Origin of the sequence: Maribrevibacterium harenarium (genome assembly GCF_006385675.1) — a bacterium.
Classification (GTDB): domain Bacteria; phylum Pseudomonadota; class Gammaproteobacteria; order Pseudomonadales; family Marinomonadaceae; genus Marinomonas; species Marinomonas harenarium.
The window spans coordinates 17827-32035 of sequence record NZ_VFRR01000022.1 but is presented as its reverse complement, the minus strand read 5'-3'; the positions used below and the strand labels follow the sequence as shown (position 1 = coordinate 32035).

The 14209-nt window shown below is 47.2% G+C and carries 12 protein-coding genes and 2 tRNA genes; 3 read left to right on the top strand and 11 right to left on the bottom strand.

Annotated elements, in window-relative coordinates:
- Positions 1-45 precede the first annotated feature (45 nt).
- The 6 genes from FJM67_RS11350 to FJM67_RS11325 form a co-directional block, all read right to left on the bottom strand.
- Positions 46-1218, bottom strand: a complete 1173-nt coding sequence (locus FJM67_RS11350; protein WP_140589376.1) for a GAK system CofD-like protein — start codon at positions 1216-1218, stop codon at positions 46-48.
- 35 nt (positions 1219-1253) lie between these two features.
- A complete protein-coding gene (locus FJM67_RS11345; RefSeq protein WP_140589374.1) occupies positions 1254-3191 on the bottom strand; it encodes a sensor domain-containing diguanylate cyclase in 1938 nt (645 codons plus the stop codon).
- A gap of 13 nt (positions 3192-3204) precedes the next feature.
- Positions 3205-4656 carry a bifunctional metallophosphatase/5'-nucleotidase gene (locus tag FJM67_RS11340; RefSeq protein WP_140589372.1) on the bottom strand — a complete coding sequence of 484 codons (1452 nt, stop codon included), beginning with the start codon at positions 4654-4656 and terminating at the stop codon, positions 3205-3207.
- 85 nt (positions 4657-4741) lie between these two features.
- Complete coding sequence (locus tag FJM67_RS11335) at positions 4742-5086, bottom strand: Hpt domain-containing protein (protein ID WP_140589370.1); 345 nt, start codon at positions 5084-5086, stop codon at positions 4742-4744.
- A 33-nt stretch (positions 5087-5119) separates the two neighbouring features.
- Positions 5120-8281 carry an ATP-binding protein gene (locus FJM67_RS11330; protein WP_140589368.1) on the bottom strand — a complete coding sequence of 1054 codons (3162 nt, stop codon included), beginning with the start codon at positions 8279-8281 and terminating at the stop codon, positions 5120-5122.
- Positions 8282-8356: 75 nt separating this feature from the next.
- The gene (locus FJM67_RS11325) at positions 8357-9268 is read right to left on the bottom strand and encodes a LysR family transcriptional regulator (RefSeq protein ID WP_181161483.1); all 912 of its coding nucleotides are present in this window, start codon (positions 9266-9268) and stop codon (positions 8357-8359) included.
- A 108-nt stretch (positions 9269-9376) separates the two neighbouring features.
- Between FJM67_RS11325 and FJM67_RS11320 the strand changes: the two genes are divergently transcribed.
- Positions 9377-10657, top strand: coding sequence for a gallate dioxygenase (locus FJM67_RS11320; RefSeq protein ID WP_140589364.1), 1281 nt, complete (start codon positions 9377-9379; stop codon positions 10655-10657).
- Between the two features lie 104 nt (positions 10658-10761).
- Here FJM67_RS11320 and FJM67_RS11315 read toward each other — a convergent pair.
- Together FJM67_RS11315 and FJM67_RS11310 are read right to left on the bottom strand one after the other, a co-directional pair.
- Positions 10762-10837, bottom strand: a tRNA-Phe gene (locus tag FJM67_RS11315).
- Positions 10838-10888: 51 nt separating this feature from the next.
- Positions 10889-10964, bottom strand: a tRNA-Phe gene (locus FJM67_RS11310).
- Positions 10965-11085: 121 nt separating this feature from the next.
- On the opposite strand from FJM67_RS11310, the gene trmL reads away from it, so the two are divergent.
- A complete protein-coding gene (gene trmL, locus FJM67_RS11305; RefSeq protein WP_140589363.1) occupies positions 11086-11559 on the top strand; it encodes a tRNA (uridine(34)/cytosine(34)/5-carboxymethylaminomethyluridine(34)-2'-O)-methyltransferase TrmL in 474 nt (157 codons plus the stop codon).
- Complete coding sequence (locus FJM67_RS11300; protein WP_235890041.1) at positions 11528-12661, top strand: potassium channel family protein; 1134 nt, start codon at positions 11528-11530, stop codon at positions 12659-12661. The genes trmL and FJM67_RS11300 overlap by 32 nt, the downstream gene beginning before the upstream one ends.
- Positions 12662-12734: 73 nt before the next feature.
- Here the strand turns inward: FJM67_RS11300 and FJM67_RS11295 are convergent, their stop codons facing one another.
- The 3 genes from FJM67_RS11295 to FJM67_RS11285 all read right to left on the bottom strand — a co-directional run bounded on the left by FJM67_RS11295 (position 12735) and on the right by FJM67_RS11285 (position 14204).
- Positions 12735-12986: a YfhL family 4Fe-4S dicluster ferredoxin gene (locus FJM67_RS11295; protein ID WP_140589361.1), complete on the bottom strand. Its 252-nt coding sequence runs from the start codon at positions 12984-12986 to the stop codon at positions 12735-12737.
- 46 nt (positions 12987-13032) lie between these two features.
- Positions 13033-13536, bottom strand: coding sequence for a pantetheine-phosphate adenylyltransferase (gene coaD / locus FJM67_RS11290; RefSeq protein ID WP_140589359.1), 504 nt, complete (start codon positions 13534-13536; stop codon positions 13033-13035).
- A 119-nt stretch (positions 13537-13655) separates the two neighbouring features.
- Positions 13656-14204, bottom strand: a complete 549-nt coding sequence (locus FJM67_RS11285; RefSeq protein WP_235890040.1) for a YggT family protein — start codon at positions 14202-14204, stop codon at positions 13656-13658.
- Positions 14205-14209 lie beyond the last annotated feature (5 nt).

Genomic DNA, 14209 nt, shown 5'->3' with positions numbered 1-14209 from the left:
CATTCAGACAATTAAGTTAACAATAGTGCACAAATAGTAACCTTATTATGCAAAAGATAGTAGCGCTTCGGCCACTAATACCTCGTCATATTGATGTTCATTGCGTTTCAGTGGCGCTCTCACTACCGTGATACCTAATTTATCCAGCGATACTTCATTTACTTCGCCATAATCGTAATCACAGTCCAAAAGCAGCCAAGTTAATACGGGGTGAGTAACATTGAACTCGGGTTCCCGACCGGATACAAGACGAATTAGAAATACGATTCGATCCATGAGACTCCAGCCTAATTGTTCCGGGTCGGTCCCCAAATTGGGTAGATAAATTTTGGGGTTAGGATTCTGACCAATTGCCTCACTCACCCCAGCAACTAAAAGATTGGCACAGATACTGGAAAAGAAACTGCCGGGTGGGTAACAAATAATATCCGCCTCGCGTATCAGTGCCCCTCGATCTTCCGACAAGGATAGAGACACTTCTTTATGGCTCTGCTCTCCGTCATTCAACCAAATGCTGGTGATAGGAGAAGCAAGCGGCGCAACTTCTTTCCCAGTTAATAAATGCTGCCCTAGCACCATAGTGCCGTCCTGCAAACGCACCCCTAGGTGGGCATCAGCATCCACAATAGTGACTACCTGCCCCAAGGTTTTTACCAATCGAGAAAATAAAAAGACGATGGGATCAAGCTGCCACTCATTGTTCAGGTAGCCACCTGCAATAATCAGGTTGCCGACACTTGCTCCACGCAAATCAAACTCCTCTGGGAGTCTCTGCTGCACAACTCGTAATTGCGTTTGAATGAGTGATTTCAGCGGATTCGAGACCGGCTTGATCAAGGTATGTTCGCCATTTACTAGGCGTTCTAATTCAGCCTTCAAAGCAGTTTGTGATTGGTGTTTAGCTAAACGGTGGCTGAACAGGTGATAAACATCGGGCTGCCCGAGCACAGTTTCATCAGCCAGAGCCATGATTCGACTACGCAAATCTCCCACCGCTGGCATGGCAAATGCCCTACGCAAGTGGGCCGAACTGCCACCGGAATCAAACGGAGTAACCAGATGAATAGAGTTGTGAGTATAACGTTTGAGTTCTCGGCTCAACTTATTCAGTGCTGAGCCACCACTAAAAAATAGAATGGACGGGCCAAGCTCCGGCAAATGGCGATAACGCTGCAAGCGTACTGGATCTGGAATGCATAAAGCGCGTGAAACTTGCATGGTCACTCCCCTGTGGCGTGGTCAAGAGATCTATTTTACGCGACCACCACACAATTGCGACCGTTGTTTTTGGCTTGATATAAACACTGATCCGCTCGATCAAAACAAGCCAGCAAACTCTCGACTCCAGGCTCGCTGATAGCGATACCACAGCTCAAACTGAGATATCCATAGGCAGAAGTAGGATGCTGCTGCTCTAGGGCAAAGACTTCGTCCAATACTAAATTGGCTAACTCAGTCAGGGTGGCTCGATCTCGGCTGTTGATTAACAATACGAACTCTTCCCCACCATAGCGAATCGCATCAGCGTGCTCTGGGCAATTTCGACGCAAGACCTCGGCCACCATTTTTAGTGCCTCATCGCCACGCAAGTGACCATAGTGGTCATTATAGTCTTTAAAAAAGTCCACATCGAACAAGAGTACAGCGAAGCCATTTTGAGCGATTTTTTTGCTGTTTACCTGACGCTCACGCTTATCCAGCATTTTTCGGTTATATAACCCTGTTAATGGATCCAGAAATGCTTCGTTCTCCACTGCTGATAAGGTGCGTTTGAATTCGGTCGTAACCCGGACTCGCTCCGTCACATCAGCAAAAGAAATTAAGGAGGCGGCTTGATCAGACCACATCACCTGAGAACAACTCACGTCATACCAACGCTGATGGTGAGCATCATAGAAGGCCGACAAAATCAGTTCTGGCTCAGTTGAAGTCGGTGGATCTTGTAGCGCCGCGACAACTTTCTCGGGGAAATCATAGATAGTGTTGAGCGGATGTTCAGGGAATACTGCCGCGAGAGATTCACTGCAAAACAACACGTTATCTTCAGCTAAAACAGCAACTCGCATTTGTGATTGGCGAATAATATTTTCCAGCTGCACACTCACATTGGCAATTTGTTGCTGTTGACTGCGTATGGTTTTCAGATAGCTGTCGAGCTGATGAACGAGTTGTCCAATTTCATTGCGTTTGTCAAAATATCCCAATTCATCAGCATCAATCATGCCGTCCTCGGAAACTAAATGCCTCAATGCGGAGAGGCGAGCGAATACTCGATAGCGGAAATACACAAAGAGCAAGATTCCTAGTAACACTTGAATGCTTGCAACCCAAAAGAACGACTGACTCACCGACTCAGAATTTTCCCGTAAAGAGGTCGCTTGGGCCATAACAGACTGCTCCATTGAGCTATACACTCGCTTACCGTAATCCACCACGTTGCCTAGCAAGATCCGGTTCTGTGTATCCAAGCGCATGATATCCGCCTGAAGTTGGTCGAAGTTATGGCGATTTTCAAATAAACCGCCGTCCGCCAATATCGCTGCGTGGGTAGCGTCATACAAGTCAGATTGCTGAAGTTTCAATTCCTGAATACTGGCCTGAATTTCGCGGCGCACCTGAGCCACTTCGAATTGGCGCTCAGCCTCGTTCAAAGCCGCCAATTGGCGCACAAGATTCACCGCCACAAGCTTATTATCGGCGTCGGCGCTCATTAAATATTGTATTACGGCGTCAACGACACTGAGATACTGCTTGTCATAGTCATGCTGTAGCTGGGCCAATGTTGCTTTGTATACGCCGATTTGCTCAATATTTGGCTCCAACAGATCCACAACCTTATTTAAAGCTTCTATCTCCGGATTTTTTTCTAACGTATTTAAATAGCGACGAATATTGATAATTTCACTACGAACTTCGGCCAGTAATACCCTAACTTCTGCCGGGGCACTACTATTGGCTATATTGCCAGATAGATTGGCAAGACGGGTGATACTGAGCTGTGTAGCGTTGAGCAATTCGAGGCTAGGGAGATGTTCGCTTGCATGCTTCTCAGTGGCTTGGGTCAATGCGTTAATTTGCGCATAGGAATACCAACCGGAACCAATTAGCAAGGCGACCATCAACGATAGAGCCAATGAAGCGCGCCAACCAAGACTATAAAAACACGCCGCTATCTTTTTTGTGTGTGACATCCTGCTACCTAACTCATTCCTTTGAAAGATCCACTAATCGACCTTTTAACGTCGGAGTCAGCTGTGCACTCTGCATCAAAAATTCCGACACGATATTCCACAAATAGCGGTTCTCTGCGGTCAGATCTGGGATGACTTGACGCTGATTAAATTTATATTCATCGCCGCCCCGGAGCATATAGTCAGTGATTGCGACTTTATACTGAAACCCTGTTAGTGGCGCTCCTTGTTCATCGGTCACGTTCACTAAACGTTGTCCTACCGGCAACCTAGTATCATAAGTAACACGTAAGCCCGCAACCTGCAGGTAACGACCATCACTTTCTTCAATACGCGAAAGCGAGTTTTCCAACATGTTATTGATTTCTGAGGGCGTCATTTTGACAGTATACACAGCGCCGCCAAATGGTAACTCCGCCTGTACATCCCGGCGGGTCATTTGATAGCCACCCGGATAAGTACGATAGCCTCTAATGCTGCCACTGTTTACTGCGGCAATATCGGCTTTGGTAAAGTGGCGTAGCGCATCTACTACCACATTCCCCCAGGCAGATTCCCCAGTGCGAATGTTAGAGCGTAAAGAATCCATACCCACTGCTAATGTAGCTAACGGTTGATCAAGCACGATACTCAGTTGTCCCGTATAACGAGCAATCATTGCGCTTACTTCAGGATCTGGCGCTGCATCCAAATAGTGATGCACAACCGCAGAAACGCCTTGGCGAGTGAATTCGATCTCAATCAATTCGTCATCCATACCGCCACTGACAATCCGTAACGGGCGGCCTTCGGTAACCGAGTCACTAGTCTCTTTAGTGGTAATTAGTACATCTAGGCCGGCAAAAATCGAGTCCGGCACCATTTTGATAAAGTCCGGCTCGGTCACGAGCACGACATAATCGGCACCTCTTTGACGCAATGCCGCGATACGAGGCGAGAGCCCCTCAATGGACATATCCACTTCTGCTTCGCCCATAAGGTAGGTGCTATTTACCGTATCGGCAATATAACTGAGTATACCGATGCGCATTTGTCCAACTGGAGCAATATAATCTGTCATCACCCCATCAATTGGACGACCGGTACGTATATCTTTCAGATTAGATAACACCATTGGGAACAAACTCTCGCTAGTGCGTAGTGAGATTTGGTCCATACCGCGGGTAAATTCACGACGGTTGACGGTCATGGCGTCGACGCCCATCCCATTCATGATAGAGACCATGTGCGAGCCATTATCATAAACAGATAGAGGGTTAGGAAATAAACTGTCCCCGCCGTGAAGAAAGAAAGCTTGTTTGTGCTGTTTTTGAGCTTTTACATACCCCGCCAGACGCTCTAATGAATAGGAGTCTGAGGCAAAAATATCAGGTGTGTTAGAAGTAAAAAACAAGGATCCAGCAAGACTGGCGGTTGAAGACAAAACTAAACCGGCAACAAATACCGACCGCAGCAAATATTTCACTTCCTTATCTCCTTGCAAGTTACCCGACGTAGACGAATGATCTTGGTCACTTTATCGCCATTCTATGTCAAACAAGTAACAACGCCTAGTTATTCGGTAGCACTTGATCTAGTTCCTGTCGGTACGCTTCTATCGCCATTACGAGATCTTGGTGAAGAATAGCAACGCGGTCGGTTTCTTCCGCTTTCGCGGCCAACTCTAGAGATTTACAAATAGTTGGGATATTCATCGCAGAGACTTCTGAGCTTGCCCCCTTAATACGGTGGGACAGGGCAGCAACTTTGGGCAGATCACCAGACTGAACAGCCTGTTCTAACTGCCCCATAAAATCTTGTATTTCCCGCCGAAACTCATTAACCACCAGGAGCATGAGCTCTTCATTCGCTCCCAAGCGCTCTCGATAATCGACCAGATCGAAATGCTTATTCATTTATCCCTCCCATATCCCTGCTTTTTGCTTAAGTTATTTTTTGGTATTGCTACTGTTGAACAACCACTTTCTGAGCACTTGCTCTAGACGTGGTTTAGAAATAGGTTTTGCCACATGATCATTCATGCCGACTGCGATACAGGCTGTATCATCCCCCTTCATGGCATTGGCGCTTAACGCCACGATAGGAACATTTGCCGGCGTGAGACTTTCTGCCGATAGTTGGCGGATGCGTTTAGTGGCTTCATAACCATCCATGATGGGCATCTGACAGTCCATAAAGATTAGATCATAGGCACTGTGTTGCACCTTATCCAATGCCTCTTGGCCATTAGCAGCAACATCCACTTCCACACCCAACAGGCTAAGTACGCCTTTTGCCACTAATTGATTCGTCGCATTGTCTTCCACCAACAACACTCGCCCCATAAATTTCAACTCCTGCTCGACTACTTCGTCCGCTGCTTCAATTACACCAAAACGTCTCATGGAGGCATCGTTTAGAGCCTCGAGCAAAGCACGTCGATGTACAGGCCGGTACACAACAGAGAAGGCAAAACCACTGAATCTTTTCAGATCTATTGCTCGCTCAACCACCAACACAATGCCGCCACGGTAAGTCGATAATGCTTGCAGCTGGCTATCAGTTAAATAACCAGCTTCAAGAATAAGCACCGGAGTGTGATGCTCATTATTGGCATCAATTGCATCCCCGAGCGTATTCATGATTCGATTGGGAATAGATAACCCTCTCAGAATCGCACAAACATAGGGTTCATCCATCCCTAACCCTGATAACAAAATCGCACCATGCTTATTCACCTCTTCCGAGATCAGTAATTTTGGTGCAGGCTGACAGTCCAACGTAATGGCAAACCAGAATCGTGAGCCGACATTTTGCTCACTTTCAAAACCGATTGAACCACCCATGGCCTCCGCTAGCTCTTTGCTGATTGCCAGCCCCAAACCAGTTCCACCATATTGTCGAGTAGTCGATCCGTCGGCTTGCTTAAAACGCTGGAACAAACGCTTCTGGGCTTCTTCACTAATACCGATACCGGTGTCTTGTATCACAACTCGTAGCTGTATGGCGTCATTTGTGACCATTTCATATTCGGTTGAAACATTTACCTGTCCTTCCGAGGTGAATTTGATGGCATTGCCAATCAAATTCACCAGAATTTGGCGGATGCGCAGCCGGTCACCCCACACCTGCACTTCCGGCAACATGGTGCTAGGTGCCACCAAGCCGATACGTTTATCTAGGGCTCTAGGACGCATTAAGGTGGCCACATCTTCCAATAAATCTTGTATAAGGAAGTGATGCGGCTCCAGTTGCAGCTCACCCGCTTCGATTTTGGAAAGGTCTAAAATATCGTTAATCAGATCCAGCAAACTATCACCGCTTTGTTGCGCCATCGCGACTAAACTTTGTTGTTCGCTGGATAATGATTTTTCTTGCAACAATAGCAAGCTGCCTAACAAGCCATTTAGGGGGGTACGAATTTCATGACTCATATTGGCTAAGAAGCGACTCTTCGCCATATTCGCCTCTTCTGCCTCAGCGATAGCAGTTTTTAGCCGTCCTTCTGATTCCCTTAGCGAGCGATTGGCAAATGACAATGCTCTGGTCCGCGCCACCACTTGCTGCTCGATTTGTGCCGTATGACTAAATACTAGAATGAATACCCAACCTAGCAGACCGGATAAGAACATCCCGCCAGCCACTGTGAATTGAGTCGACCATGGTTGATCCACAAAGTAATTCGGCGCTATGTGTACCAGCTCCCAGGACGATGCGCCAACTGGGATTAATTTCCGATATAAGGACACTTTAGATACATCGTTCTCAATCACTTCAAGCAATTGAGCGATGCTCATGTGGGCATTATGACTAGCGGCGAGAATATAGGGGGCATTGTCAGTACGTCGATCCACTAGATAAATCTGGGTATTTTCACTCACCCCTTGGGACAAGGTACTCGCGGTCATGACATCGATATCAAACATGCCGGTGGCCATTGCCAGTAGTTTTCCATCACGATATACCGGCAAAAATAACAGGATCCCCTTATTTCCTTGTACTAGATCTATCACCGGTGTTGGCGTCGCTGCATTTAAGCGAATGGCTTCATTTAACGTGTGGCGGCGATCCCGCTGTGAATATACATCGTAACCAATAGCTCGCTCATTGTTAGCGTAAGGATAAATCATCCCAACTAGGATATGACGCTCGCGTGGCGTGACGGGACTTAATTGGCCATCAAGATTACGCTCTACCGCGACAAACTCCCGACCACCGTATAACTCCGTCATATCTTTTTGGAACTTTTCCAGCTCGTTACCACTCACCACATAGTTTAGTGACAATGCTTGTATGGCTCGGTCACGGACCATGACACTTTCGGCATAGGCGTAAAAATCCTCCACGGTCACCTGACTGCTACCGCGAATTAGTCCTTTGACACCATACAAAATATCAACCGAATTTTTGATCCGCTCACTCATAGAGTTAAACATCAGCTGAGCGTTATCTTGAAATGCTTGCTGCTGTTTATTGTGCTCAAACTTGGCGACTAGAGCAGATAAAATCACGGTAGCAAAAGCAACAAAGAACAGTGCGCTAACGACACGCTTGGGATGGTCGAAGTACACATCGAACTGTTTTGGAAATAACACCGCCAACCACGGCACTACTACCAGCACGCCAACCGTATCGCCGATCCACCAGCTCATCCAGTTTAATAGCCAATCATGGGATTGCAGCAAACCGAATTGGTGTAACACTAAGGTACCAAAGCTGGCACTAATCAAGCACCCAACAGGGCCGCCAAGAACAACAAACCACACCACATGACGTAATTGAAAAAACTGCACGGCAGGGCCAATTACGCGTTTGATTAGCCAATAACTCACTAAAGTTTGCAGCGCGCTACCACAGGCGATCAACAAGGGGACCGTGACGACCCATTGTGCATAATTCAAATAGCTGATTAGCACATTGGTAAGAAACGAACCGATCAACACCCCATAGATAGCGACTGGACCAAATGCGATGGCAGCCCCGAGCGCAATACCCGATGCAGGCCAAATAATAGTGGCGTAGCCAGGTGGCATAGCGAATAACTGACCAAGTAAGCCAGCAATTAGATAAGATAACGCCGTAAGTGAAACAACTCTAAGCGCGCCTGTCATGTGTTTATATCCTGTAGGCAAACCAGACTGTGGTGAATGCCTCAAAAGCGAAAACGGTATCAACTGCTAGAAAAGCTAGTATAGACATCTACTTGGGATACTTTCCGCTATTTCAATTAAAAAGTCTAAGAAAGCACGCGCCTTGTTTGACATAAAGCGACGACTTGGATAAACCACAGACAAAGTTGCTGCATTAGCAGCGCACTCAATCTGATCATACACCTGCACTAACTCCCCACTATTAAGTAGCCTTTGGCAGTAGTGGTGCGGTAGTGGAGCCACTCCCGCGCCATTCAACACGGCTTCGCGTACCGCGATCGGATCATTGATACGAACCACTCCGGTGATCAAGTCGATGCTTTGTTTCTTTTCTTCAATACGCAAAGGAAACTGACGGGCACTGTAGCGACTTTCGATTACCTGAATATGACTTTTTAGCGATTCTGTGGTGGGTTTAAACTCATGAGTAGCAACATAACTTGGGGAGCTAACCCAAATGAGCTGACTCTGGATAAGGGTACGAGCAATAAGCTCAGAGTTCACGAGCCCGCCAACCACGACCGCTAGATCGATTTGATCGCGAATAATATCGACCGATTGACTCGTCATGATGATCTCTAGGTCCACTTTAGGGTAGCGTTGATGAAATTGAGGCAATCGAGGCGCCACATATTCCCGCGCGAAAGCGATCGGTAACGCAACGGTTAGCGGCCCTACAGGTGAAGAGGATAAGCCCCCCATCAAGTGATTGGCTGCCTGCACCTGCTCCATAATGGCAAGCCCTTGGCGATAGAAAACTTCTCCTTCTGTAGTTAAACGAATATTGCGCGAATTGCGCTCCATCAGTCGCAATGACATAGCATCTTCAAGGCGCTGCAATGCTTTACTGACCGTTGATTTTGATAACCCTAACGCCACCGCAGCAGCCGTGACGCCGTTATGTTCAACCACCGCAAGAAAAATCGGCAAATCATCTAGATTCCACATCACATCCCCTAAAGTCAAAAATTGGAAACGAATCATTCAAATTTAGACAATTGTTTCCATATTTAAAAGGCTCTAGGCTTAAAATCACAACAAAAACTGGAGAATATCATGGCCAAAATCATCGGCGGCATCGGCGCCTCTCACTCACCGACGATTGCTTTTGCAAAAGACACAAACAAGCACAATGACCCTGCTTGGGCACCTATTTTTGAGGGATTCAGTCATATCCAGAATTGGGTGAAGACGAATAAGATCGATACACTTTTTATGATTTTCAATGATCACATCACCTCGTTCTTTTTTGATCATTACTCCCCGTTCACGTTAGGGTTCGACGATGCATATGTCACCGCTGATGAAGGGGGCGGCGCTAGGGACTACCCCGCCGCCAAAGGCCATGTGGCGTTATCCCAACATATCGGCCACGCTCTGGTCGCTGATGAGTTTGATATTTCTTTTTTCCAGAAGAAGCCATTGGATCATGGCTTTTTCTCACCACTGTCTATGATTGCCGATGATGCCAACCTAGGATGGTCAGGCACAGTTGTGCCATTACAAGTCGGAGTACTGCAACTTCCTATCCCCAATGCCAAACGCTGTTACAAGTTAGGTAAATCACTACGCAAAGCGATAGAAAGCTTCCCTGAAGATTTAAATGTTGCCATTGTGGCAACCGGTGGTTTGTCACATCAGGTGCATGGTGAACGTTGCGGCTTTTTGAATGAAGCGTGGGATGAGGAGTTTTTAGATTTGCTGGAATCAAACCCCGAAAAGCTCACCCAAATGCGCCTCGCAGAATACGCCGAGCTTGGGGGTATGGAAGGTGCCGAAGTCATTATGTGGCTAATAATGAGGGGCGCTTTGTCAGACCAGGTAAACTGTGTGCATCGCTCTACCTACGCGCCTTCCATGACGAACATAGCAACCGTTATCTACGAAGATACTGGAGCCCCTGCCACGCCCGAAGATATCGACCGCTACCGCCAACATATTCACTATGAACTTGATGGGGCACAAAATCTGGAAGGCACTCATCCATTTACCTTAGAAAAGAGCCAAAAAGCTTACCGTCTAAATCACTTTTTACATCAAGTCATCGTACCTGAGCACCGAGCGCGCTTCATCGATGACCTCGACAACCTGATGCAGGAATATCAGCTAACGCAGACCGAGCAAGATATGGTACGGCAACGCAAATGGATCGAGATGATTCATTACGGTGTGACCTTCTTTGTATTAGAGAAAATGGCGCCTGTGGTCGGCTGGACGAACCCCGAAGTCTACGCCAGCATGCGAGGCCAGAGCCTAGAGGAGTTCCAAAAAACCCGCAAAGTTTCGATGCAATACTCAGTTGCTGGCGGCGCCACGGCAAAGGCGTTAGATCGTTAACCGAAGATTAATAAAACCCATAATAGGGTGCGCCTCTGGATAGTTTTATTTCAGGGGCGTTGCTATCTCTAATAACGAAGTGAACTGTCTGGAATATCTAGAAATGGTGCCCGGAGGCGGAATCGAACCACCGACACGAGGATTTTCAATCCTCTGCTCTACCGACTGAGCTATCCGGGCAAATAAGAAATAAACTGGGGTACAAAAAAACCAGCGTTTGTGCTGGCTTAATGGTGCCCGGAGGCGGAATCGAACCACCGACACGAGGATTTTCAATCCTCTGCTCTACCGACTGAGCTATCCGGGCAAGTGCGGCGTATTATAAACAACCCCTTTTAAGCGTCAACTGTTTTTTAATTTTTTTAACAATAACTTAGTTATCCGCTGTGCTCTGGTATCATAACGGCATATTTGGAGATCACAGAACCATGCTGCATATCGTTTTATATCAACCGGAAATTCCACCCAATACCGGCAATGTCATTCGCTTGTGTGCCAATACAGGTTATCAGCTACACCTTATCGAACCGCTTGGCTTCGATCTCGAAGATAAAAAGCTACGTCGGGCGGGATTGGACTATCATGAATTTGCCAAGGTAAAACGCCACGCTAGTTGGGAAGCCTTCGTCGCCAGCACAGACATTGGCACTGTCTACGCTCTTACTACGAAAGGTAGCCGTACTCACAGCGAAGCCGAATTTAATGCCAACGATGTATTGGTATTCGGTCCCGAGACCCGCGGCTTACCTAATGCGTTTATCGAAGCGCTACCCCTTCCACAGCGTTTGCGTTTACCGATGCAGCCAGGCTCCCGTAGTCTCAATTTATCAAATACTGTCGCCGTTATGGTGTACGAATCTTGGCGCCAGCTTGGCTACGCCATCAGGGAAGTTGAAGAGTGAATCCACCATGGTTTTAGGAGCCCTATTTCGCAAGAAACGTACCCGTCATACTTTTCGTAAACGAGTACACTTGCATGCGGTGAAGGACTTACAACGCCGCTTTTTGATGCTAGCTGCCGTGGTGCTAGCCCACAGTAGCGCCATGATTTGGTTCGAAGACTTGGATTGGTGGTCCGCTTTTTGGCTCACCATGACGTCCGCATCGACTACAGGGTACGGTGATCTTTCTGCAGGGACGTTTTGGGGACAATTTGCCACCATTGTATTGATTTACGGACTAGGTATCACCTTATTGGCGCAAATTGCCAGTGACTATGTGGAATTACGTTTGGTGCGTCGTGATATGCGCATCAAAGGCCGAACGGAGTGGAGTGACATGCAAGATCATCTTCTCATTATTAATACCCCAGCAAACAATACTGGGCGTTATCTAGAGCTGTTAATTAGCCAGGTCTGTAATACCCCAGAGCTAAAAGACGTTCCGATTCAAATTCTCACGCCAAGCTTTCCCGATGGTCTGCCGGAAAACATCCGCGCCCAAGGAGTCGTCCACCACACTGGCGACGCCACCACACCCGGTATGCTTGAAACCGCCGGAGTAGATAAAGCGAAATACATCATATTATTAGCGCCCGATAGCCAAGACGCACACAGCGACAGCTTGGTGTTTGATGCTCTTTATCGCATCAAACAAATCGGCACCGATGCTATGATACTGACGGAAGCTGTCGACGATCGCAACCGAGAGCGTCTGCGCCAAATGGGAGCCAAGGCAGTAATTCGACCTGTGCGCGTTTACCCAGAAATGCTGGTTCGATCACTCACCGCCCCAGGAACAGAGCAGATCTTGGAAGATCTATTTCGCTACCAAGGTGACCACACAATACGCCTAAATATCAGCCTATCTGGGATAAAATGGGCAGATATTGTTACCACCCTGATACAGAAGGGTATTGGTACAGCGCTAGGTTATGAAAATCCCGAAGGACGCATTGTTACCCATCCCGACACCTTCGAACTGGTAGAAGTGAGAGCTTTGATTATATTGATCGGCGCAGGGCAACAACTGCCTCCCCCAGAGGAGATTCGCGCGCTATTCTGATGGGGCAAAAGATAGACAAGATATTAATAGAGTGAGTCGCGCCAGCCAGAGAGGATGGCGCGATATAACGAACTTATAACTGGCCGGTTAGCACCAAGTATTTTTCCATAAGCTGCTCTTCACTTTCCTTATGGTTTGGATCGTGAGGAATACAGTCTACTGGACAAACCTGCTGACATTGAGGCTCATCATAATGGCCTACGCACTCAGTACACTTTTTGGGATCAATCACGTAAATTTCTTCGCCTTGACTGATCGCTTCGTTAGGACACTCTGGTTCACATACATCACAGTTGATGCACTCGTCAGTAATCATTAGAGACATACTGCTCTCCTAAATAAACATGATGGCAATGCCATCTTCCGACAGTTTATGAATGCTTAGCTGCTTTAGCTTCGCGATAATGGTCTTTTAACACACGCTCCACAGCAGGATGAACGAACAAACCAAAGTCGCCATCTAAGGAAGCAATCTCTCGAACGAGCGTTGACGAAATATAAGAGTATTTTTCCGACGGAGTGAGGAACAGACTTTCAACATCTGGCGCGATCACCCGATTCATGTTCGCCAACTGAAATTCATATTCAAAATCTGACACGGCACGCAAACCACGTACAACCACTTGCCCGTTTACCGAACGGGTAAATTCAGTCAATAGGTTATCAAAACCCATCACTTCCACATTTGGCAAATGACCCAAGACTTCGTTAGCTAATTGAATACGAACCGCATGGGATAATACTGGACGTTTTTTGGGGCTTGCAGCAACCGCCACAATCACCTTTGGAAACAGCTTCGCTGCACGCTCAACGAGGTCAGTATGACCGTTCGTGATCGGGTCGAAGGTACCCGGATAGACGGCAATTGTCTTCATAGCTCGGTGTCCAATATTAAGTTTATTCTGGAGCGCCTAGATTGGCATTAGGCAGCGCATAATATAGGAATATAGATCACGCCTCAAATGAGCGAAACCAATACCCTGTATAATCTCACCTAAATAGTAAATGGCGCTAAAAACTGTTTTAACACCGATATTGCTAAAAACAGAAAGATCGGTGATAGATCTAAGCCGCCCAAGGACGGTATAAACCGGCGACAAAGGCGATATAGGGGTTCACAAATTTGCGCCACCAACATGGCTCCTGGGTGATTCGTGGTCGGCGCAACCCAGCTCAGAATGACGGTAATTAATAGCGCCCAAAAGTACAAATCCAACAGGTGGTACAAGACGCCAGCGACAGCATAAATCACATAATGCAGCGGCGATACCATCACACCAGCGATGGTGAAAATCAGCAGCATAATGACCGCCTGAACGAGCAGCGCCAGCACCACTGACGCGGTATCTACGCGTCCAATTGACGGAATCACCTTGCGGATTGGCATCAGTAGTGGGCTGGTTGCCTTTACTACCGCTTGGCTGATTGGGTTATAAAAATCTGCCCGTGTAAGTTGCAGCACCAGCCGCAATAACACGATAAACAAGTACAGATTGCCCAAAGTTTTAACAATCAATAGTAATGGATCACCCATCATACCCATTGGAT

Excerpts from the sequence above, each read along its gene's own strand:
- FJM67_RS11350 (WP_140589376.1), bottom strand. The coding sequence starts at position 1,218 with ATGCAAGTTTCACGCGCTTTATGCATTCCAGATCCAGTACGCTTGCAG.
- FJM67_RS11345 (WP_140589374.1), bottom strand. The coding sequence starts at position 3,191 with ATGTCACACACAAAAAAGATAGCGGCGTGTTTTTATAGTCTTGGTTGG.
- FJM67_RS11335 (WP_140589370.1), bottom strand. The coding sequence starts at position 5,086 with ATGAATAAGCATTTCGATCTGGTCGATTATCGAGAGCGCTTGGGAGCG.
- FJM67_RS11330 (WP_140589368.1), bottom strand. The coding sequence starts at position 8,281 with ATGACAGGCGCGCTTAGAGTTGTTTCACTTACGGCGTTATCTTATCTA.
- FJM67_RS11325 (WP_181161483.1), bottom strand. The coding sequence starts at position 9,268 with ATGTGGAATCTAGATGATTTGCCGATTTTTCTTGCGGTGGTTGAACAT.
- FJM67_RS11320 (WP_140589364.1), top strand. The coding sequence starts at position 9,377 with ATGGCCAAAATCATCGGCGGCATCGGCGCCTCTCACTCACCGACGATT.
- trmL (WP_140589363.1), top strand. The coding sequence starts at position 11,086 with ATGCTGCATATCGTTTTATATCAACCGGAAATTCCACCCAATACCGGC.
- FJM67_RS11295 (WP_140589361.1), bottom strand. The coding sequence starts at position 12,986 with ATGTCTCTAATGATTACTGACGAGTGCATCAACTGTGATGTATGTGAA.
- coaD (WP_140589359.1), bottom strand. The coding sequence starts at position 13,536 with ATGAAGACAATTGCCGTCTATCCGGGTACCTTCGACCCGATCACGAAC.
- FJM67_RS11285 (WP_235890040.1), bottom strand. The coding sequence starts at position 14,204 with ATGGGTATGATGGGTGATCCATTACTATTGATTGTTAAAACTTTGGGC.